This window comes from Mammaliicoccus vitulinus (assembly GCF_029024305.1).
In the GTDB taxonomy this organism is placed as follows: domain Bacteria; phylum Bacillota; class Bacilli; order Staphylococcales; family Staphylococcaceae; genus Mammaliicoccus; species Mammaliicoccus vitulinus.
Genome location: NZ_CP118974.1, coordinates 114,665 through 137,087, shown reverse-complemented (window position 1 = coordinate 137,087; position 22,423 = coordinate 114,665). Strand labels below are relative to the sequence as shown.

At 32.5% G+C, this 22,423-nt stretch carries 19 protein-coding genes and 1 pseudogene; 11 read left to right on the top strand and 9 right to left on the bottom strand.

The genetic code is table 11. The features are described 5' to 3' along the window. Window positions 1–8 precede the first annotated feature (8 nt). On the top strand, window positions 9–1,955 hold the full coding sequence (locus PYW35_RS00695) for a right-handed parallel beta-helix repeat-containing protein (RefSeq protein WP_103322186.1): 1,947 nt from the start codon (window positions 9–11) through the stop codon (window positions 1,953–1,955). A gap of 772 nt (window positions 1,956–2,727) precedes the next feature. Here PYW35_RS00695 and PYW35_RS00690 read toward each other — a convergent pair. The 6 genes and pseudogenes from PYW35_RS00690 to licT all read right to left on the bottom strand — a co-directional run. Then, window positions 2,728–3,126: pseudogene (locus PYW35_RS00690) on the bottom strand (DUF488 domain-containing protein); the annotation flags it as partial. 69 nt (window positions 3,127–3,195) lie between these two features. After that, window positions 3,196–3,705: a DUF805 domain-containing protein gene (locus PYW35_RS00685; RefSeq protein ID WP_016911042.1), complete on the bottom strand. Its 510-nt coding sequence runs from the start codon at window positions 3,703–3,705 to the stop codon at window positions 3,196–3,198. 363 nt (window positions 3,706–4,068) lie between these two features. Further along, complete coding sequence (locus PYW35_RS00680; protein ID WP_204107873.1) at window positions 4,069–5,007, bottom strand: TDT family transporter; 939 nt, start codon at window positions 5,005–5,007, stop codon at window positions 4,069–4,071. Window positions 5,008–5,145: 138 nt separating this feature from the next. After that, a complete protein-coding gene (ascB, locus tag PYW35_RS00675) occupies window positions 5,146–6,570 on the bottom strand; it encodes a 6-phospho-beta-glucosidase (protein WP_103322756.1) in 1,425 nt (474 codons plus the stop codon). After that, window positions 6,567–8,441: a PTS cellobiose/arbutin/salicin transporter subunit IIBC gene (gene ascF, locus PYW35_RS00670; RefSeq protein WP_103322757.1), complete on the bottom strand. Its 1,875-nt coding sequence runs from the start codon at window positions 8,439–8,441 to the stop codon at window positions 6,567–6,569. The genes ascB and ascF overlap by 4 nt, the downstream gene beginning before the upstream one ends. A 177-nt stretch (window positions 8,442–8,618) precedes the next feature. Further along, window positions 8,619–9,461, bottom strand: a complete 843-nt coding sequence (gene licT, locus PYW35_RS00665; RefSeq protein WP_103322758.1) for a BglG family transcription antiterminator LicT — start codon at window positions 9,459–9,461, stop codon at window positions 8,619–8,621. A 251-nt stretch (window positions 9,462–9,712) separates the two neighbouring features. Between licT and PYW35_RS00660 the strand changes: the two genes are divergently transcribed. Further along, window positions 9,713–10,753: an NAD(P)-dependent alcohol dehydrogenase gene (locus tag PYW35_RS00660; protein WP_103322759.1), complete on the top strand. Its 1,041-nt coding sequence runs from the start codon at window positions 9,713–9,715 to the stop codon at window positions 10,751–10,753. 100 nt (window positions 10,754–10,853) lie between these two features. Here PYW35_RS00660 and PYW35_RS00655 read toward each other — a convergent pair whose 3' ends face one another. Next, entirely contained in the window at window positions 10,854–11,468 is a 615-nt protein-coding gene (locus PYW35_RS00655; protein ID WP_103322760.1) for a GntR family transcriptional regulator, read from the bottom strand. A 113-nt stretch (window positions 11,469–11,581) separates the two neighbouring features. Between PYW35_RS00655 and PYW35_RS00650 the strand changes: the two genes are divergently transcribed. From PYW35_RS00650 to PYW35_RS00640, 3 genes are read left to right on the top strand one after another with little or no spacing between them, the layout of a single operon-like run. Then, window positions 11,582–12,457: an NAD(P)-binding domain-containing protein gene (locus tag PYW35_RS00650; RefSeq protein WP_103322761.1), complete on the top strand. Its 876-nt coding sequence runs from the start codon at window positions 11,582–11,584 to the stop codon at window positions 12,455–12,457. An 11-nt stretch (window positions 12,458–12,468) separates the two neighbouring features. Further along, window positions 12,469–13,836: a four-carbon acid sugar kinase family protein gene (locus tag PYW35_RS00645; protein ID WP_103322762.1), complete on the top strand. Its 1,368-nt coding sequence runs from the start codon at window positions 12,469–12,471 to the stop codon at window positions 13,834–13,836. Between the two features lie 25 nt (window positions 13,837–13,861). Then, window positions 13,862–15,223, top strand: coding sequence for a gluconate:H+ symporter (locus PYW35_RS00640; protein WP_103322763.1), 1,362 nt, complete (start codon window positions 13,862–13,864; stop codon window positions 15,221–15,223). A gap of 448 nt (window positions 15,224–15,671) precedes the next feature. Here the strand turns inward: PYW35_RS00640 and PYW35_RS00635 are convergent, their stop codons facing one another. Continuing rightward, window positions 15,672–16,037, bottom strand: coding sequence for a DUF4870 domain-containing protein (locus PYW35_RS00635; protein WP_103322764.1), 366 nt, complete (start codon window positions 16,035–16,037; stop codon window positions 15,672–15,674). Between the two features lie 220 nt (window positions 16,038–16,257). On the opposite strand from PYW35_RS00635, the gene PYW35_RS00630 reads away from it, so the two are divergent. The 6 genes from PYW35_RS00630 to PYW35_RS00605 all read left to right on the top strand — a co-directional run bounded on the left by PYW35_RS00630 (window position 16,258) and on the right by PYW35_RS00605 (window position 21,294). Next, window positions 16,258–17,214 carry a helix-turn-helix transcriptional regulator gene (locus PYW35_RS00630; RefSeq protein ID WP_103322902.1) on the top strand — a complete coding sequence of 319 codons (957 nt, stop codon included), beginning with the start codon at window positions 16,258–16,260 and terminating at the stop codon, window positions 17,212–17,214. A 62-nt stretch (window positions 17,215–17,276) separates the two neighbouring features. Further along, complete coding sequence (locus PYW35_RS00625; protein ID WP_169925689.1) at window positions 17,277–17,432, top strand: hypothetical protein; 156 nt, start codon at window positions 17,277–17,279, stop codon at window positions 17,430–17,432. Between the two features lie 246 nt (window positions 17,433–17,678). After that, a complete protein-coding gene (locus PYW35_RS00620; RefSeq protein WP_103323443.1) occupies window positions 17,679–18,437 on the top strand; it encodes an EcsC family protein in 759 nt (252 codons plus the stop codon). A gap of 77 nt (window positions 18,438–18,514) precedes the next feature. Further along, window positions 18,515–19,033 (top strand): ABC transporter permease subunit, encoded by a 519-nt coding sequence (locus PYW35_RS00615; protein ID WP_169925705.1) that lies wholly within the window; start codon window positions 18,515–18,517, stop codon window positions 19,031–19,033. A gap of 105 nt (window positions 19,034–19,138) precedes the next feature. Beyond that, the gene (locus PYW35_RS00610) at window positions 19,139–20,026 is read left to right on the top strand and encodes a DNA/RNA non-specific endonuclease (RefSeq protein WP_103322558.1); all 888 of its coding nucleotides are present in this window, start codon (window positions 19,139–19,141) and stop codon (window positions 20,024–20,026) included. 287 nt (window positions 20,027–20,313) lie between these two features. Next, on the top strand, window positions 20,314–21,294 hold the full coding sequence (locus PYW35_RS00605) for a tRNA dihydrouridine synthase (RefSeq protein WP_103322559.1): 981 nt from the start codon (window positions 20,314–20,316) through the stop codon (window positions 21,292–21,294). A gap of 139 nt (window positions 21,295–21,433) precedes the next feature. On the opposite strand, the gene PYW35_RS00600 is transcribed toward PYW35_RS00605, so the two are convergent. Next, a complete protein-coding gene (locus PYW35_RS00600) occupies window positions 21,434–22,309 on the bottom strand; it encodes an alpha/beta hydrolase (protein WP_103322560.1) in 876 nt (291 codons plus the stop codon). Between the last annotated feature and the right edge of the window lie 114 nt (window positions 22,310–22,423).

Below are 22,423 nucleotides of genomic sequence, written 5' to 3'. Positions count from 1 at the left end.
CAATTTAAATGACTAATTTATTACATGTATCAAAAAATGGTTCTGATTCTGGATTAGGTACGGAGACTTCACCTTTTCTAACGATAGATAAAGCAGCTTCACTTGCCCTTCCTGGTGATACAGTAGTTGTACATGAAGGTGTTTATAGAGAAGCAATTACACATATTAATACAGGTTTAAGCGAATCTAGAAGGATTACTTTTAAAGCAGCTGAACATGAACATGTCACAATTAAAGGTTCTGAAGTCATCGATAACTGGGAACATGTTGAACAAAATATATGGAAAGTGGAAATCAACAATTCATATTTCAAAGCCTTTAATCCATTTGCTACAAAGTTATTTGGTGATTGGTTAGTTGTTGATAATCATAAAACATTAGGTCAAGTTTATATTAATGGTCAAGCGTTATTTGAAGTAAATGATTTTGATGCATTAAAAAATCCAGAACCTGTTTATGAAACGTTGGATCATTGGACAAATAAACAAGTCGCTTTTGACTATACAGAAGAATCAACATACGTTTGGTGTGCAGATGTAGAAGAAGATACGACTACAGTTTATGCAAATTTCCAAAACTATAATCCAAACAATGAAGTTATAGAAATCAACGTAAGAGAGCATGTGATTCGTCCAATCAAGACACATACGAACTATATCACAATTCAAAACTTTGAAATTGCACATGCTGCAACTCAATGGTCACCTCCTACAGCAAATCAAACAGGCATGATTGATACGCATTGGAGTAAAAATTGGATCGTAGAGCACTGTTTCATTCACGACTCTATGTGTAGTGCAGTCGCAATAGGTAAAGAAATATCTACAGGCGATAATTTTAATACGTATCGATATGATAAACCTGGCTATCAATACCAAATAGAAACTGTTTTTAAAGCTGTTAACAGTGACTGGAATAAAGAAACCATTGGATCTCATATTGTTAGAAATAATGTCATTCACGATTGTGGACAAAATGCCGTAGTTGGCCATTTAGGCAGTGCATTTAGCTATGTTTATAATAACCACATTTATAATATAGGTAATAGGAGAGAATTCTTCGGTCATGAAATAGCAGGTATTAAACTGCATGCTGCAATTGATACACATGTATACAATAACTACGTCCATCATTGTTCACTCGGTATGTGGTTTGATTGGCAAACACAAGGTACAAGAATCAGTAAAAATATTTTTGCCGACAATACGAGAGATTTGTTCGTAGAAGTCAGTAGCGGACCTTATATTGTTGATAATAATATTTTAACTGCCGATTATGCATTAGATAACCATGCTCAAGGTGGCGCATATATCAACAACATCATTCATGGAGAAATTGTGCATAGATTAATGTTAGATAGAGCAACACCTTATCACGTACCTCATAGCACATTAGTAGCAGGATTTGCACCAGTTTACGGAGGAGACGACCGTTTTTATAACAACATTTTCGTAGGCAAGGACAACATCAAAAATATAGGTACGCATTTATTCAATGAATACACGACATCATTAGAAGAATATAAAGATTTAGTATATAAAGTAGAAGGCGATCACGAAGCTTTCCATAAAATCAAACAGCCTGTATTCATCAATCACAATGCATATTTAAATCATGCCGAACACTTTAATAGAGAAGAAAGCTTCATTGAAGATGATACATTTGACCCACAAATTTCTATTTCTGAAGATGAAGAAGGCGTATATTTAAATATCACAATCCCTGATCAATTGTTAGACTTCAAAGGAGATATTCATTCAACATATACGCTACCTAAAGTAAGACTCGTCGATGCAGACTTTGAAGACCCAGACGGTAAAGCTGTAACATTAGATACGGATTTAATAAACGACATTAGAAATGACCATGCCATATTAGGACCTATTCAGAATTTACAACCAGGTAAAAATAAAATATTAGTATGGAAGAAATCATCATTATGTCCTGGGAAATAATGAATAAATGATAGAGCTTGAGACATAAAGCTCTACTCAAAATAAATAAGCATATCACGCGACTGATTTTTCTCAGTAAATACGGTGATATGCTTATTTTTTAATGTCATTTCGCGATTTTGTATGTGCATGCTTGTCTATGTTATAGATTGCTTATTAGCATGTTATGGCTGTTTTGCTTTTATGGCCATCCTTATTTGCATGTTTCGGCTGTTTTGCTTTTATGGCTACCCTTATTAGCATGTTCGGCAACTTTTGCTTTTAACAATAGCCTTACGAGCATGTTCTCGCAATCTTGCTTTTAACAGTAGCCTTATTAGCACTTTCTCGTAATCTTGCTTTTAACAGTAGCCTTATTAGTACATTCTCGCACCTCTTGCTTTTAACAGTAGCCTTATTAGCACATTCCCGTAATCTTGCTTTTAACAGTAGCCTTATTAGCATGTTCTCGCTATTTTGCTTTTATAGCTATCCTTATTTGCATGTTTCGCCTGTTTTGCTTTTATGACTATCCTTATTTGCACATTCCCGTAATCTTGCTTTTAACAGTAGCCTTATTAGCACAATCAGCACCTTCTGCTTTTAATAGCAGCGGTATAACCATGTTTTCTTGGTATCTATTGCTTTATTTAGGATAAACTACTTCACCATCATCTTCTATAATTGGCATGGCGCCCCATTGACCTAATTGATGTGGTACGATTTTTATGCCATCTTTATCTCTCAATATAATATGATTGACCTCTATGTCATGTGCGACTAACCAATTGCTTATAATTAATCGATGACATCTGGATGGATGTTGCTCTGCGCACAGCATTGCTACAGTATATTTTTTACTATTTTCGATTAATTCATTGATGCCTATTTTAAAATCATCTGTTAATGTATAATCTGCATAATTATGAAATGATTGATTTTCCCATCCTTCATTTAGAGTAGGTCCAACTTCTTGTGATTACTTTCGTCGACCACCTAATAATTGTATATGCTGATAATTTACATTCTGATCCGCTAACCATTGTTCAAATGATTCTTTATTGTATTCGGGATGGCGTTTGCTATTAGGAAATGCACGAACATCAACGATCATCGTTATATTAGCTTTTTTCAACATTTCTAAAAATGTATCTAACTCATAATTATAATGACCTATAGAAAATATAGACATATATTTGACCTCCAATTATTAACCTTAAATATGATAAAGGGAATTGCACAGTGCAATTCCCCTTTTTTACTATTCAACATTAACTTGTGGCTGCGGTGCGATTTGAGTGCTACCACCTGAACCATAGTTATTAGGTTCTCTATTACCAGGCGCGACTAATAAGTATAAAGTGTAAAGCATGATCACTACGCCAATAATCATGAAAATTGGGCCTGTTATAAGTGCCAGACCAATTAAAGTACCACTTCCAGAATTTGATGCAAATACAAAAGTAACGATGAATATCGCTACAAATAATCCAGCGATAACGCCACTAATATGATATACAATTGCCAGAAGCATTGTACGATTCGAATCGTGTAACCTTCTCACCATCACTGTAAAAGTAGGAATGATAATAGCCAAGGCAAATAGTCCACTTAAAAAGCCTGCTGACACTATTCCTAAAAGACTAGTAATTACAAAATTAATCCAAAACGGATGCCAAAAGTCGGGACGATCAGACCTTCCATTAATATCTACGAAACGCTTCCAAAAATCTTTGTAACTTTCTATAACTTGATTTTGTGAATTGTCCATGAATGTCCTCCTACCATTTGATAGTTACATTATACAAAAGAATAGTAATATATAGCAAATGAATTTCAAAAATATTATATAGATTAACAATATTAAATTCATTTATCTATATAATATTATTTACGATTTTTCTTTTTCTCCTCTAAAATAGCCATTACGATAAAACCAACTATAAAAACAGGTATTAAAGCACCAATGTACATCATATTAATACACTCCTTTTATTCAATTATTTATATGAAATAAAATTTTTATATTCTCTTAATTAGTTTATCAATGTTTTACATTTTTACCAGTAAAATCACTAAAAAAAGAAGCAATGACATTTTAATTGCCGTTGCTTCTAGTTTCTTATATAATGCTCTACCCATAAACGACATCTTTTGTCGTTAAGAAAACGATATATTTATATATAACATAAACCACAACGAGTGCTGCCCAAATGATGTCTATAATTGATAGAACATTGCCGATATTCGTTATTGTTTCATTAATATAAATATTTTGATTTACATTATATAGTGATGCTGCAGTTATGACCCATGGAAATGTTAGTGCTGAAAAGGACACTTTAAATCCCCTTTGTATAATTTTAGGTAAAAATATTAAAGTGAATAAAAATAGCATTTGTGAAAGCACTAAAAATATAGATACATATACTATAGAGTAACTCGAATTATTTAAAATATATCCATTTAAACATAACGCTGCTGGCGCACTCATAATGATCACCATTGGAAATTGTTCTTGGTTATAATTTTGCCAAGCTTTATTAAATAATACATATCCAAGAATAAGCATTAAAAATATAGACCCTACAATTGTCGCTAGATGACCTATACTGATGTTAAACGCAGCTGACGTTTCACCTATAACACCTATGCCCACAAACATTACAAACCAACTCGTATTTGGCCATGATTTAAAATTTCTAAACGCGTAAAATCCTATAAATATCACGATAAAGCTCGCATGTAATAAAATAGCAGCATACCAAACAATATTTAAAACATATGTCTCCACTAAAAATTCCGTTTTAACAATAAACACCAATAGCATTAACGCCATTGGTAACGTAGGTAGAATCGCGAACGTATTAATATTTTTAAGCTCTTTTAAAAACATTGTAGGATAGACGATCCATTTCAAAGCTACTATTGAAAGTATTGCACAGGAAATAATAAAGACGAACAATCCAATAGACGTTAAGTTTAAATGATAAAACAAATTACTTAACGCCATAATCCCTAATGCCAATCCGCTTATTGCGATTGGTATTCTTTTTAACCCGATATTGAACATAACTAATACCCTTTCAGAAAATAATTGATATTTAGAAATAATTTTAATTAATAAATTTATGGTTTCTTATAACTATACAAATATTTATTATACCACTTTCAATTATTTTCTTAATAAGAGATATTTCTTATCCTGTATCTACTTCTCTATTCCATTTTGATGTATCAATTGTTTATACCAATTAAATGATTTTTTCTTTCTTCTTTCTAAAGTGCCGTTACCGGCGTCGTCTTTATCAACATAAATCATTCCGTATCGTTTACTCATTTCTCCTGTTGATGCTGATACTAAGTCAATGACGCCCCAACTAATATAACCTAATAGTGGTACGCCATCTTGAATGCCTTCATACATTGCTTCTATGTGCTGCTGCATATAATCTATACGATAATCATCTTGAATGGTGCCGTCTTCTTCTATTTCATCTTTCGCGCCTAATCCATTTTCTACGACAAAAAGTGGCTTTTCAAATCTTTCATATATTTGATTCATCGTGATTCTTAAACCAAGTGGATCAATGACCCATCCCCAATCACTCATTTTTAAGTAAGGGTTCTTAGCTGATACGATAATATTGCCTTCATTTTGTTCTACTCTTGAAATGTCAGCAATCGATGTTCTCGATGCGTAATAACTAAATGCTACAAAATCTACGGTTTGTTGCAATATTTCTTTATCACGTTCATTGATTTCAATATGAATTCCTTTAGATTTAAAGAAGGATTCCATATAAAAAGGATATTTCCCTTTTGCTTGTACATCTACAAAGAACGTATTTGTTCGCTCGTCATTCATAGACTTCCAAACGTCTTCTGGGTTACAACTGTAAGGGTAGAAACTGCCTCCTGCTATCATACAACCAATTTGTGCTTTCGGTGTGATGCGGTGACAACTTTCAACTGCTCTAGCACTTGCGACTAACATGTAATGTGCTGCTTGATATAATATTTCTTCTCTATTTTCAGTTTCATCAAAGTATAAGCCACCACCTGAAAACGGACTGTGTAACACGACGTTGATTTCATTAAATGGAATCCAGTAATTAACGTATTGTCCAAAGTTTTCAAAACATGTTTCTGCAAATTTAATATATAAATCGATTGTCGCTCTATTCTTCCAACCGTTGTACTTTTCAACGATCCCCATCGGAATATCAAAGTGTGCAAGTGTTACGAGTAACGCCATATTATGTTCTTTACACGTTTTAAATAAATCCGTGTAATAATCAATACCTGCTTGATTTGGTGTTGCTTCATCACCATTCGGATAAATTCTACTCCAAGAAATAGATGTTCTAAAAACTTTTAATCCCATTTCAGCAAGCATGGCAATATCTTCTTTATAATGATGATAGAAATCTATACCTGTATGACTTGGATAATATTCTTGATTACTTAGTTTAGATTGTTTATACCCAAGCTTTATCTCTTGTCTGTTAGCGCCATGAGGGATTAAGTCTATATTGCTTAACCCTCTACCACCTATGTTCCAGGCACCTTCAGTTTGGTTTGCTGCAATTGCACCACCCCAGAGAAAGTTTTCTGGAAAAGTTTTTATCGTCATTTTTTAACCACTCCTAATATTGATGTATGTGCTTCAACGTCAACTTTGTCAAATGTCGTAATGGAGTCGTAATCATCTGTATTTGTAATGACTACGATTGTAGTAGGATCATAACCCGCTTCAATAATTTGAGCTAAATCAAATGTTCCAATAACATCACCAATCTTCATATGATCTCCTTGTTCAATTGCAGATGTGAATGGTCCACCATTCAACTTCACAGTATCGATACCTACATGAATTAATACTTCTATTCCATCATCACCTGTAATACCAATCGCATGTTTCGTAGGGAAAACGGAAGTCACTGTACCTGTTACCGGTGCATAAATTGTATGACCTGTTGGTTCAATCGCGATACTTTTCCCAATTACTTCTCTACTAAATACATCATCTTCAACACTCGAAATCGGTTTAATTCTACCTTCAACTGGTGCTGCAACAGTCATATTATCTTTCGTACCTAAATCTAATAATTCATCTTCTGATTCTGGAATATCTTCAAATCCAATCACTAACGTTAAAATAAATGAAAGCACAACTGATAAAACCATAACGACAATAACCCATAGGATACTCATTGGATTGTCTTGATCTATAAATTGTACACTTGTAAATAGACCAGGTGCTGCCATAGAGTGACTTGCTAGTCCCGCAAGACCAGCAACCGCTCCTGCTACAAACCCTGTAATAATGGATGCGATCATTGGACGTTTTAATCGAATCGCTACCCCATATAATGCAGGTTCAGTAATACCCGCTATAATAGCTGACGACGCTGCTGCCAATGATGTTTGACGTAATTCTCTATTTTTAGTTTTGAATGCTACTGCAAGTGAAACACCGCCAAGAGATAAGTTTGCACCAATTTCAGATGGCATAACCATAGCTTCTTCACCTGTTTCAGCAATTGTTTGAACAATCGTTGGTGTAAACACTCGGTGCATACCTGTCATCACTAATAATGGCCATAACGCACCAACAATTGCTACTGCTAAAAATCCTAATTTATCATGTACAAAGAAGACAATTTCAGATAAACCTGTACCAATTAAAATACCCGTCGGTCCAACAATAATAATCGCTATAGGTGCTGCAATTAATAAGATCAACATTGGTTTTAAGAAGTTTTTCATCACAATTGGTGTAATACGATCTGCAAAATCTTCAATATATTTCAGCAACCATGTCATAACGATTGCAGGAATAATCGTATACGTATATTTCACTGACATAACCGGTATAAATGCAAATGTTGCTTCCTTACCTTCAGCTGCTTTCTCCATAATCTCCATAAATACTGGGTGAACCATGACCCCTGCGATTGCCAGTGCCAAGAATACATTACTATTAAACTTCCGAGCTGCAGATACTGCGACAAGCAACGGTAAGAAGAAGAATGGTGCATCCCCGATCGTGTTTAAAATATTATAAGTTGAACTTTCCTCTGATAATACACCCGTCATATTTAACAGCATTGCTAATAATTTAATCATAGACCCACCGATGATGGCAGGAATTAATGGAGACATCGTACCAATAATTGCGTCTAAAATATTAATACCAACTTGTTTGACCGTTAATTTTTTCTTTTCAACAGGTTCGTTACTTTTAGCGCCACCACTCACGCCTAATTTCATTAACGCCGTATACGTATGTGAAACGTTATTACCAACAATAACTTGATATTGCCCACCTTGTTTACGTAAACCCATTACCCCATCAAGGTTCTTAATTTCTTCATCATTCGCCTTACTTTCATCCTTTAACACAAATCTCAAACGTGTCATACAATGCGTTAAATTCTTTACATTACCACTGCCGCCGATATTTTTAAGAATACCTTCAGCCAATTTTTGCTCATTTGCCATTTTTTTCACTCCCGTATTGTTTAGAACAATAAAAAGAGACCTAAACCATAAATAGACATACTCATCCTAAGATAAATTCATCTATTAATGGTTTAGGTCTCGCCTGCCGAACAGTTACAATCCTAAACAATTAATTTGTTTATTTTGTTTTGTTAACATAAATATAGCACATAATTTTCAATTGTCAACGCTTTCATTTCTGGATATTAATCTCTGTATATGAATCGTTAAATATAAAGCTTCGTCATGTGTCATATCATATTGATACTTTTTCAGTAAAAAGTTTTCAATCTTCTTCACACACTTAAACGCATCTTTGTACTTCTCTTTTACAATATCGTAAAGCTCAACCTCACTCGTATCCAGTGGATGCTCAGAAATAATACGTTGTGCAAGAAATTTTAAATGTGTCACAAATCTGAAGTAAGTTAAGCTTTCTTCATCAAAGTCTAATCTAAAGTGATATTTCACTAAACTTAAAATATTCTGTACCATTTCAGTCACTTGATTAAAATCTGCAAAATTATTATGCTCTGCATTTAATAAATGAATGGCGATGAAAGCTGCTTCATCAACTGGCAATGTCACACCGACAATTTCATAGATCCAATCCAAAGCACGCATCCCGATTTCGTACTCTGAAGGATAGAATTTTTTAATTTCCCATAGCAAGCCATTTTTTATAGCCATACCTTCTTGTTGACGCTCAATTGCAAAGTTAATATGATCAGTCAGTGCAACATAAATCGTATCGCTTAAATCTTTATGATATTTAACCTTTGCAACTTCAATAATTTTCTCAACAGCTTGTACAACCTCAATCGGCACTTCAATTAATAACGTTTTGAAACGTTCAGATATCTCTTCATTACTTAGATTAAAAATCTTTTCAATCTTCGACTCCTCAACGATGTCACCCTCTTGTTTTTGAAACCCAATCCCTTTCCCCATCACAACACGCTCACGATTGTTTTGGATGACACTAATCACATTGTTATTTATGATTTTATTTATCTTCATATGACACCCCTTAATGTATTACATACATTTTGCCATACAGTTAGAATGAATATCAATGAAATACTGAACCAACTCAAAAGAATTGCTAACATACAAGCCATTTAAAGCTAAATATTATTTTCACAGAGACCACAACATGTCTCATAAGTGAGTCATATTAATTGACGTAGACTATACTCAAGGGTCTATTATAAACAATGAAGAATATTAATAATGATATTCTATCACATAAGTAACGGAGGAATTAATTTATGATGAATGCTAAAGCAAGAGCTGTAAACAGTCCGGATTCCAATTTTTACGCTACAGAAATTACAAGACGTGATCTTGATAAACATGATATTTTAATAGAAATTAAATACGCAGGAATATGTCACTCAGATATTCACACTGCACATGGAGAATGGGGTCCTGTTAACTACCCATTAGTACCGGGTCATGAAATCGCTGGTATTGTTAAAGAAGTCGGTTCTGATGTCAGTAAATATCAAATCGATGACCGTGTCGGCGTTGGTTGCATGGTAGACTCTTGTGGTGAATGTGAACATTGTCAAAACGGCGAAGAACAGTACTGCTTAAAAGGAAACGTTGGCACATATGCAGGTACGGATAGATATGGCGAACCAACTCAAGGCGGCTACTCAACACATATAGTCGTACATGAAGATTTTGTACTACGCATTCCTGATAATATTGGTTTAGACGCCGCTGCACCATTACTTTGTGCTGGTATTACGACGTATTCACCTTTAAATCACTGGAAAGCATACGAAGGTAAAAATGTAGCTGTTATCGGTATGGGTGGACTTGGACACATGGCTGTTCAAATTGCACATGCTATGGGCGCTGAAGTAACAGTATTATCACGAACATTAAATAAAAAAGAAGACGGCTTGAAATTAGGCGCTTCTCATTATTATGCAACAAGTGATGAAGCAACATTTGAACAACTTGCAAGCTCATTTGATTTAATTATTAATACAGTAAGTGCTAACTTAAAAATAGATGATTACCTTAAATTATTAGCATTAGACGGTACAATCGTTAACGTTGGTGCACCAGCAGAGCCTATATCATTACGAGTTGCAAATTTAATAGGACATCGTAGATCATTTGCAGGTTCAGCAATTGGTGGTATTAGAGAAACTCAAGAAATGTTAGATTTCTGTTCAAAACACAACATTGAACCACAAATCGAATTAATTTCAGCTGATCAAATTGATGAAGCATATGAAAGAGTCTTATCTTCAGATGTTAAATATCGTTTCGTTATTGATACAAGTACAATGTAATATTTTTAAAAATGGTGTCCATAATATATGGGCATTATTTTTTTATAAATAAAATGATTAAATCCCATGCTAATCCAAATAGCATGGGATTTGGTCATTATTAATTTGTATTATTAATTAAATAATACAGACTGAATTCTAAATCTTTTTTTAAGTGTTCTTCTAGTAATTGAACCGCTCGTTTATCATCATGATTAATCATTGCTTCTACAATGGCTTTATGTTCTTCAATCAGACCAGGTCTTCTCTTATCAATAACTGTTTTACTAAATAAATAAATATAACTTTTCAACTTCTGATAAGTGTCTATGATGAACTGATTGTTTGTTGCTTTCATTATTTTTTGATGAAATAAGTCGTTCGTTTCAATAATCGTTTCTTCATCTTCTTGGTTAATATCAATGTCAGTGTACCCTTTTAATTCTGCTAAATCTTCTTTTGTATAAACAATACATGCTTTACTTAACGCATGTGTTTCTAACAAAATTCTCATTTCAAAAATAGCTCTATATTCTTCACTTGTTGGAACAAAAACATAGCCGTCTTTAATAAAATATTCGATTTCCAACTGCTTAATCGCTTCTCTAATAGGCGTTCTACTCACATTATATTTTTTTGCTAATTTAGCTTCTGTCAATTTTTCATTTTGTTGTAATTCACCTGAAATAATGTCATTTCTAATTTTTTGATATACCGTCAAACCGTTGTGTATCAATAGACTCAGCTCCTTGTCTATATACTACTATAAATTTTTCAACTTTAAAATGTATACATTTAATTAAATTTGGTATACAATCTAACGTAACCGCTTACATTGGAGGAATTAATATGAATATTGGATTTATTGGATTAGGCATTATGGGTAAACCTATGGTTAAAAACTTACTAAAAGCAAATAACACAGTACTCGTTAATGATTTGAATAAAGAAGCAGAAACTGAATTGGTTAACGAAGGCGCACAAGTAGTTTCAATAGATGAACTGGCGAAACAAGCAGATTATCTATTCCTATCTTTACCAAATGGTGCGATTGTTAAGTCTGTTTTATATAGTGGAGAAGATTCAATTCTCGATAAAGATGAAATTAATATTAAATATGTCATTGATACGAGTTCCCTTACACCAAATGAATCTCTTGAAATCAGTAAAGTACTAGAAGAAAAAGCTATCAAATACATCGATGCACCGGTGAGTGGTGGAGAACCTTTAGCAATTACAGGTGAATTATCAGTAATGGTTGGTTGTGATGCTGAGATACTTCCAGAACTTAAAAAAGTATTACAGCCCGTATCTAAATCAGTGATAAGAGTTGGAGATGTTGGATCTGGAAGCGTAGTTAAATTAGCAAACCAAATTATTGTAAACACAAATATTGCAGCATTATCTGAAGGCGTACTATTAGCTAAAAAATTTGATATTGATTTAAATGAAATGTTCGAAGCAATCAGACACGGATTAGCAGGATCAGCAGCTATGGAGGCAAAATTCCCTAAAATGATTGAACAAGATTATCAAGCTGGAGGAACGCTCGATATTAATTTGAAAGACTTAAAAAATGTTACTTCTACTGCAGATACGATTGGTTTAACACTGCCTCTCGTAAACCAAGTGAAAGAAATTTTTAAATCTGAAGTGAATCAAGGCAATGGATCAAATGATCAAGCTGGAATTATTAAATATTTTGAAAAAATCAATAATATGTAGGTGATGAATAAATGTTAAATAAAGATTTAATAAACCAACATGTAAACGACACATTTAATAAAGAATTAGAAAGTTTAGATTACAAAATCGTCGTTTTAGACGATGATCCAACAGGAACTCAAACAGTAAAAGATTTACCTGTATATACCGATTGGACTGAATCGCTCTTAACTGATGCATTTGAACAACCTAACAATATGTTTTATATTTTAACGAATTCACGCGCATTGAACGCACTAGAAACAACACAATTACATCAAGAACTAAGTAAAAATATTGAAAATGTATCACAGAAATTAAATAAACCTTATTTAATTATTAGTCGTGGAGATTCAACATTGCGTGGTCACTTTTATTTAGAACCAAATGTTTTAAATGAAACAGCTACAAAGCCTTTTAATGCCGTCTTTTATTTACCTGAATTCTTTGAAGGCGATCGCTATACATATAAAGGCATTCATTATTTAAAAGAAGATAATCAATATATCCCAGTATCAGAAAGTGAATTTGCTAATGATACTACTTTTGGATTTGATTCAACGTCAATGGCAGATTTTATAGAAGAAAAAAGCCAAGGTGAAATTAAATCAGAGAATGTTTTTCATATCACTTTAGATCAAATTAGAAATAGAGAAAAAGAACAAATACTTAACACTTTTGGTGATTTAAATAACTTTGATGCTGTTGTTGTAGATGCATTAAACGATGAAGATATGGATTATTTTACAGCTTGCTTAGTTGAATATCTTAAATATCACAATAAAAAATTCATATTTAGAACCGCAGCATCATTTGTGAAATCCATATGCGAAACACCTGGTGAAATCATCAATTTACAAAATTACAAAAAAAATAATAATGGTGGCATCATTATCGTTGGATCTCACGTTAAAAAATCTTCATCTCAACTCAATCATTTATTGGAAAACGCCAATATAAATGCAATTGAATTTGATGTAAAAGCAGTGACTCAATCTAATTTTCAAGATTATATCGACAAATTAACAACAGAAGTTGAAAACATCATTACTAAAGGGAAAGATGTCGTGATATATACATCTCGTGATGTGATTAAAACAGGCGATCTAACAAATAATTTGAGTATATCAACAAATATATCTAATGGTTTAGTTAGCATCATTAAACGGTTATCTATACAACCAAACTTTATTATTGCTAAAGGCGGAATTACTTCTAGTGATGTAGCAACCAAGGGGCTAAACATTAAAAAAGCGAAAGTCATCGGGCAAATAACTAAAGGTGTACCAGTCTGGTTAACAGGCAATGAAGCAAAATATCATCATATGCCTTACGTTATTTTCCCGGGAAATGTGGGAGAAGTCGATACATTAACGAAAGTTTATAAACTAAATAGTTAATATAACTTTTTAGAAGGGGGTTAAGATCATGGGAGAAATTTGGCCATTAATTGCTGTTATCATTGGGGTTGTTATTTTACTTATTTTAATTATGTTATTTAAATTAAATACATTTATTGCGCTTATTATTACTTCAATGCTAACAGGTATCTTATTAGGTATGCCGTTAGATAAAATTGTAGAAACTATTGAAAAAGGTATGGGAGATACGTTAGGTCACATCGCAATTATCTTTGGATTAGGTGCCATATTAGGAAAGCTACTTTCAGATGGTGGTGGTGCTACGAAAATTGCTGAAAAGCTAATTGAAAAATTCGGAGAAAAATATGTAACATGGGCAATGTTGATTGCTTCATTTATCATAGGTATTTCACTGTTTTTAGAAGTAGCATTTGTCTTACTCATACCACTTGTATTTACATTAGCTAAAAAATTAAAAGTTTCTAATTTAAAAGTAGGACTACCAATGGCAACATCTATCGCTATCACACACGGTTTCCTACCACCGCATCCAGGACCGGTTGCCATTGCACAAGCTGTACATGCAAATATTGGTCATGTCTTGATGTACGGTATTATTATTGGTATTCCATTAGCTATTATTGTCGGTGGTTTATTCCCTAAAATTGCGTACAAATTAGCACCAACTGCATTTTCTAAAATTGGTAAACAAGAAGATATTGAGGAAACGAAATCATTACCTTCAGAACAACAACCAAGTTTTGGTATTAGTTTATTAACTGCATTGAGCCCAGTTATTTTGATGTTACTTGCTACAATCGTCCAGTTAGTGACCGGTCACGAAGATGGTAAAGCATCAGGATTTGAAGGTTTCATATACTTCATCGGATCATCTACCACTGCAATGTTAATCGCCGTATTATTTGCGATTTACACTATGGGTATTAGAAGAAAACAAAATATGAATGACATTATGGATACGATAACGAAAGCCATTACCCCTATCGCAATGTTACTACTCATTATTGGTGGTGGAGGTACTTTCAAACAAATCTTGATAGATGGTGGAGTTGGAGATACCATTTCTAATATGCTCCACGGAACTGAAATGTCTCCTATTTTCTTAGCTTGGTTAGCAGCTGCTATTTTACGTGTAGCATTAGGTTCAACAACTGTTGCAGCAATCTCTTCAGTAGGTATTGTACTACCATTATTACAATCTGTTGATATAAATATCTCACTCGTTGTTTTAGCAATTGGCGCAGGAAGTATCTTCTGTTCTCATGTAAACGACGCAGGTTTCTGGATGTTTAAAGAATACTTTGGATTAACAATTAAAGAAACTTTTTTAACATGGACTTTATTAGAATCTGTCCTATCCGTAATTGGACTTGGATTAATTTTAATTGTAAATATGGTTATTTAAAATAAAGGTAGCATTATGAAATATGCAAGAGACAATAGATTCACTGTCCCTCAAGTTAAATTAAGAGAAATAAATATAGTTTGAGCAGCTAATAGAATAAAGTCACCTATGCACACAAAAATGCTGTTTCAGTTGAAGGTGCAGTTGGTGATAAAGAAGATTGGATTGAAAATACAATTAAATATGTCAAAGAGCCCTTCTCGCATAGCTGAAGGGCTTTTTGTATATATATAATATATTTGAACAAGGAAAAAATTTAATTGTTGATTACTCTTTTTTATTCTATAGCTCTAATAATTAGAAAGTTGTTCACTATTAGACTCACTTCTTTTGTAACTCATATATGATGAAATGATAAAGTAATTGCACTATCCCCTAGCCTCTACGCATTGTTAGGCCAATCATTTATGTTTATTTAAATGATTAGCCATAGCAATGATTAATCCACCTATTTTAAAATTTCAAAAGTAAAAGGCACTTTAAAATCTTCACCTTTATTATTTGCTACTGCACCTAAAATGCAATATACAACTGTCGCAATTCCTATAATTATTAAGAAAATAGCCCCTATCACTATCGCAGTTAAAATCGTTGATATGACGACATATATTCCATAAGATATAATGAAATTCAGACAGTTTTTCCCTTGTTGATTGATATATTCTGATTCATCTTTTTTCATTAACCAAATCAATAATGGCCCAATAAAGCTTGTAAAGAAACTAAGAATCCACATGATAGTAGTTAAATTTTTTTCTTCTGTAGATACATTTTGAAATGCTAATGGATTTGTTGAATTATTTTGTAAGTTCATAGATTTTCCGCCTTTATATTTTATTTTGAGATTTTCACCATTTTTTTATTCTTTTAAGATACGATCTCATAACATTCTAATTTCATTATTCTCACCCCTTATTAACAATTATTAAAGTTAGTTAATAATCTATAATCAGTATATAATGTTGGGTAGACAAATATTGTCGTTATAGAAAATGTATCATTTACTAATCAGATGAAATGGAGAATGAATAATAATGGCTAAATCAACAGAGATATTAGAATTATATTTAAAGTTTAGAAGAGGAGAAGAAATATCAAAATCAGAAATCGCAACATATTTTGGTAATAAGTCTCCAAGAACGATACAACGATATGTGTCATCTTTAAACCAATTTTTTTCTGAAAATGAAGATACAGACCAATTAAAAATAGAATATGATAGAACTAAAAATGTGTATTTTATGAAAGAGACTAAAAAAGAAGTGTTTGATAAACAACATATACTCGTTATTTTAAAGATATTAATATCAACAAGAGGATTAAGTAAAAGTGAAATCAAAAATGTTATCGAACAACTTACCTCTACAGTGAATGATGAAGATAAACGTATTATTAATCAGACGATTAAATCAGAATTATATCATTATAAAGAGATGAGCCATGAAGAACCTTTATTTAATAAGATATGGGAACTTAACAAAGTAGCAACTGAAGGTAAAAGCATTAAATTCACATATTACAACGCATGGAATCAGGAAAAGGAACATATTATCAGACCGTTATATACAACATTTTCAGAGTTGTATTTTTATGTAGTTGGTGCTAATGAAAAAGGATATACATTGATTTATAGAGTAGATTGCATTCAAAACTTTGAAATAGTGAACCTGAAAATTAAAAACTCGGGAACTAAGTATTATCAAGAAGGTGAATTAAAGAAAAGAGCGTATTTTATGTATGGAGGAGACTGGAAAAGAGTCACGTTTGAATTTAATGGTGGTATTATAGAGTCAGTATTAGACCGTTTTCCTACTGCTAAGTTATTAAAAAAAGACTTCAAAGAAAATAAATTCACAGTTGAAGTAGAAGTAATTGGTGATGGTATTGTAATGTGGTTATTGTCACAAGGTAGTAGAGTTAAAGTTCTATCACCAAAGTCTATAAAAGATAAATATTTAGAAGAAATCAATAAAATTATGGGCTATTATTAAGTAGACAAAAAATGACTATCTAACATGTTAATATAATATTAACAAATTAAGGAGATGGTTATTTGATTAAGATGAATGAAGAAACGAAGAAAAAAATCATTGAAGCATTATTCGTTATTGAGAACGATGATGGACACAAAGACCGCTATGAAGAAATTGAGTATAAGACAGTTAAAAGGCGCATATTCAATAAAATGAAATATATATTTGGAAATTAGACAGTTAAATACTGTCTTTTTTTATTTGGCAACACTATAAAAATATTACTACCAATAAAAATTTTAAATATTTTTTAAATTATATAGTTTAACAACATACAATTGTTCTAAACTCATAAGGAAGTATTTTATTTATGAATTCTGTATCATATATATTTTTAAATATTGAATGATATACGAAGTAAATATAAAACCAACAGAATTTCAGTCATATAAAAAAGTAAAATTATAAAGGAGATTAAAAACATGAGTCCAGAAGAAACAGCTTTATCAGTTATAGAAACATCTATTAAATTACCGTTCGTTAAAGTTAATAGAGAAGAATTCTTGGTTAAACAATTTAGAAATACCTCTGTAAAAGCGACAGATTTATTAGAAAAAGGTCCTGAAAAATTATTTAGTAAAAAAGAATTAGATGAAATTGCTGATAAAGTAATTTCATCTAATGTACTTAAATCAACAAGTGCTTCATTTGCTACAGGCTTACCAGGAGGCATTGCTGTTGCAGCTACAATACCAGCAGATTTAGCACAATTTTATGGTTTTGTACTTAAGATTGCTCAAGAAATTTCTTATGTATATGGGTATAAAAGTCTTTTTGATGAAAATAATGAACTTACAGACGAAGCTAAAAATCATTTAATTTTATTTATGGGCGTTATGTTAGGTGTCACAGCTGCTGGTTCTACAATACGTGTCGCATCAATTCAAGCATCTAAGACAGCTTTACAACAAATACCAAAACAAGCACTAACCAAAACTACTTTTTATCCTATATTGAAAAAAGTCCTTAAAATATTCGGTATAAAATTAACAAAAAGTACTTTTGGAAAAGGAATCTCAAAAATTATTCCTGTTGTTGGTGGTGTCGTATCGGGAAGTTTGAATTATGCTTCAATGAAACCTATGGCAAAAAACCTGAAAAATGAGCTTGGAAAAATAGTAGATTATACAGAAGAAGATTACCTTAAAGATATTGAAGTTGTTGAAAAAAATATTAAATAATAAATTTTTAATATTTAAATTCACATAATAAAGGAAACCCCTAATAATTAAATTTAAGGGTTTCCTTTATTTTTTTATTGCAACCTTTACTATATGAAACAATAGATGGTTTTACGACAACAACTCAATTTAGAATCATTTACAACATTATTATTTTGACGATTTTAATGACACCAACTACCACAATGCTCATTAAAGAAGCAACGCAACAAATATTGGATAAAGAATATATCAACATTGCCTATACTATCAGTCCTAGTCATATACATATCTTTATAAAACATGTATTACCCAACATACAAACACAATACATTATTATATTTCTTAGAATATGTTTTCAAACATTACTCGTCATGACACACTTAGCTTTCTGCAAATTCTTTTTCGGAGGTACAAAAGTCTGTTACGGTCCAGCATGTGAAATTATAGAACGGCCAAGTATAAATGATCTAAGCAGTTTATTAGGATTCCATTCAAACGAACTCACATCAAACTGGTGGACTTTCTATGCACCTTTAGTTGCTATTTTATATTTATTTATAATTATTAATTTAATGTCGAATGGATTAAAAAGAAGCTATAAAAGAAGCGGTTAAAACATTGGTATATATATATAATGTAATATAAAATTAAATTAAGACTTTTATTGATAAGCAACAGAAATAGGATACTAAAGTATTAAATAAGAAAGGTTGAAAAATGTGAAGTACATCAAGATATTACTAGCAATATTTATTACAACTACCCTACTAGCTGGGTGTGATTTAGAACAAGATATTAAAAGGGAGTTAAAAAAAGAAGCCAATAATCAAATAGATAAAGGCTTAAATGAATTAACGACGAAAGCTTTTAATAAAAAATCAACTGTTAAAACAAGCGAAGACGATAAAGCGTTAATTAAGATACAGACAAACGAAGAAAACTACGCTTTATTGAATGATAATAAAACAACGCTCACAGATTATGATCAACAACTCATTAATAAAAATGGGCGGGATAAATTTTGGGCTGATTATTCAGATTTAGATAATTTAGGACGTGGTGGAAGAGTGACAGCCCTCGTAACTAAACAAGCAGTATATAGTCATTCTTCTAAAGCTCAAGAACGCCCCTCTTTTGATTCAACGGTTAGACTTGCAGGCGAATATAAAGATGGTACTTATGATTCTTTTGATAAAAGATGGAGAGGTACAGAAAGTAATAACCAAATTATACAGTTAGATGGATATAGAGGTTACATTTATAATAAATCTCACTCACTAGCATGGTCTTTAGGCGGAGATATGGAAACTCATAATCTAACATTAGGTACAAGATCTCAAAATGTTGGTAGTAATAGAGCGAGTGAAGGTGGCGGTATGGGGTATCCGGAAACACAAGTGAGAAACGCGATTAATAATCACCCTGAAGCGAAAATATATTATGATGTCAGACCTGTTTATAATAATGATGAACTGTTACCACGTGGGACACACGTAAGAGTATACTCTATTAATGATGGCGGTAAGACGGTAAACTTAAATGTTTGGGTATCTAATACTCAAAAAGGCGTACATATAAATTATAAAGACGGTACTTATAACTATTAGTAATGAATTAAGATGAATTGAAGATAATTAGGATTGATTCGCCCTGAACATACCAAATTTCTAGTTAGATTAGTAGATGTAATTGAAGATAATTAAAGACGTTCGTTTGTTGCGGTCTACATTGGTATAATCGTCATAATCCTTAGACTCATTTTAGACTACTGTCAGACATCTCTACATTAAAGCTGTGACTCGTAAACATTCTTTTGTGTAAGTTCACAATTTATGGTATTATCATCATGGACAAAAAGTCGAGATATTAATAGAAAAGAAGGTTTAAATATATTATGAAAGAAAATTTTTGGCGTGAATTACCACGTCCATTTTTTATATTAGCGCCTATGGAAGACGTTACAGATATCGTCTTTCGTCATGTTGTGAGTGAAGCAGGTAGACCTGATGTATTTTTCACTGAATTTACAAATACTGAGAGCTTTTGTCATCCTGAAGGTGTACACAGTGTTCGCGGACGCTTAACATTCAGTGAAGATGAACAGCCTATGGTCGCTCATATATGGGGTGACAAGCCAGAGCATTTCCGAGAAATGAGTATCGGTTTGGCAGAGATGGGCTTTAAAGGTATTGATTTAAATATGGGCTGCCCAGTAGCTAATGTGGCAAGCAAAGGTAAAGGTTCTGGCTTGATTCTGCGACCTGAAACTGCAGCTGAAATTATTCAAGCAGCTAAAGCAGGCGGTCTACCGGTAAGTGTTAAAACTCGACTCGGTTATTATGAAATAGACGAGTGGAAAGACTGGTTAAAACACGTCTTCGAACAAGATATTGCAAACTTATCTATCCATCTCCGTACGCGCAAAGAGATGAGTAAAGTAGATGCACACTGGGAATTGATCGAAGCAATCAAAAAAATGCGCGACGAAATCGCACCAAATACATTGTTAACCATTAATGGTGATATTCCAGACAGAAAAACAGGCCTTGAACTTGCAGAAAAATATGGCATTGATGGTGTAATGATTGGCAGAGGTATTTTCCATAATCCCTTTGCTTTTGAAAAAGAACCACGCGAACATACGAGTAAAGAACTATTAGATCTGTTGAGATTACATCTAGCATTGTTCAACAAATATTCCAAAGATGAATCTCGACTATACAAGCCTTTACGCAGATTCTTTAAAATCTACGTACGTGGCATTAGAGGTGCTGGCGAACTGAGACATCAATTGATGAGTACACATACGACAGACGAAGCTCTTGCATTGCTCGATGACTTTGAAGCTCAAATGGATGAAGATATACAATCATAATGCACACATCAAAAAAAGAGACATCGGCATTAATGCTGATGTCTCTTTTTTTATTCGTCCTGGTGCCTAAGCTTTCATACATAAGTCAAGTCCATAATTTTGTGTAATATCTTTTAGGCAGTAATCAACATATATCATTTTATTTTTCCCACAAGAATTTAATGATCTTATTAGCAACTTTCCGATTTTCATGTAATTGACTGTGCTGTGCTTTTTTGCCTTCATATTTAGATTCTTGATAACTTTTAGGACTATTTCCCAGTAAATATTTTAATGATTTTGAAGAGCTGTTTGATACACGACCGTCCGAATGCGTGCCGTCTTTTATATCTCCGTATATATTCAACACTTCTATATGTTTTCCTTTATAAATATCTTTAAGCTGGAGTAAGTCTGGATATGGCGGGTTCATGCGACTAGGTTTACCGTCAGCATCTACACTGATTTCATTCACTTGTTCATTTATATTTAATACGCCGTTGAATGTTCCAGCAATATTCACTTGTTTATTTAATTGTGGTAATGTTTGATCTTTACCATTGGCCAACATATATTTTGCGAATGATAAATTTCCCATTGAATGTCCTACGAAATTAAACTTTTTAATTTTATACTCTTTTTGTAATTGGATTAATACGTTTTTAAACCATTTAGCATTTTCATCAAGATCACCTTGTTGATTATTTTCCAGCTCAATTTGTACAATTGGGTTAGTTGAATCTTTCGGCAATTTTCCTTTAAGTTCAACCTCACCATTTTGAGATACAACTGCTGTCATAACATCCTTAGTGACACCCTTTTTCTTAGCCTGATTAACCATAAATTTTTCAGAATTCGCACTACCACCATATCCATGTAAAAATAGCGTCGGCGTCTGATTACGATCTAACTTTGAGTGCGCTGTATGTTTTTTAACATCAGATTGTTTTTGACCATCCGCGTTTGTAAAAATATAACCAATAATGATCACAACAACTACTATTAAGCCAATTCCTAAAATCCATAATTTTTTCACGGTGTTAACCTCTATTCTCAAGTTTTATGTAAAGTATAAAAGAAATTGATAAAAACCTCCATTACTGAAGGTACACTTATCCCTTACTTTTCGTAGGCAATCATTCATTTCGAT

Coding starts and splice junctions, on each gene's coding strand:
- PYW35_RS00695 (WP_103322186.1), top strand. CDS start 9: ATGACTAATTTATTACATGTATCAAAAAATGGTTCTGATTCTGGATTA.
- PYW35_RS00685 (WP_016911042.1), bottom strand. CDS start 3,705: ATGGACAATTCACAAAATCAAGTTATAGAAAGTTACAAAGATTTTTGG.
- PYW35_RS00680 (WP_204107873.1), bottom strand. CDS start 5,007: ATGTTCAATATCGGGTTAAAAAGAATACCAATCGCAATAAGCGGATTG.
- ascB (WP_103322756.1), bottom strand. CDS start 6,570: ATGACGATAAAAACTTTTCCAGAAAACTTTCTCTGGGGTGGTGCAATT.
- ascF (WP_103322757.1), bottom strand. CDS start 8,441: ATGGCAAATGAGCAAAAATTGGCTGAAGGTATTCTTAAAAATATCGGC.
- licT (WP_103322758.1), bottom strand. CDS start 9,461: ATGAAGATAAATAAAATCATAAATAACAATGTGATTAGTGTCATCCAA.
- PYW35_RS00660 (WP_103322759.1), top strand. CDS start 9,713: ATGATGAATGCTAAAGCAAGAGCTGTAAACAGTCCGGATTCCAATTTT.
- PYW35_RS00650 (WP_103322761.1), top strand. CDS start 11,582: ATGAATATTGGATTTATTGGATTAGGCATTATGGGTAAACCTATGGTT.
- PYW35_RS00645 (WP_103322762.1), top strand. CDS start 12,469: ATGTTAAATAAAGATTTAATAAACCAACATGTAAACGACACATTTAAT.
- PYW35_RS00635 (WP_103322764.1), bottom strand. CDS start 16,037: ATGAACTTACAAAATAATTCAACAAATCCATTAGCATTTCAAAATGTA.
- PYW35_RS00630 (WP_103322902.1), top strand. CDS start 16,258: ATGGCTAAATCAACAGAGATATTAGAATTATATTTAAAGTTTAGAAGA.
- PYW35_RS00620 (WP_103323443.1), top strand. CDS start 17,679: ATGAGTCCAGAAGAAACAGCTTTATCAGTTATAGAAACATCTATTAAA.
- PYW35_RS00605 (WP_103322559.1), top strand. CDS start 20,314: ATGAAAGAAAATTTTTGGCGTGAATTACCACGTCCATTTTTTATATTA.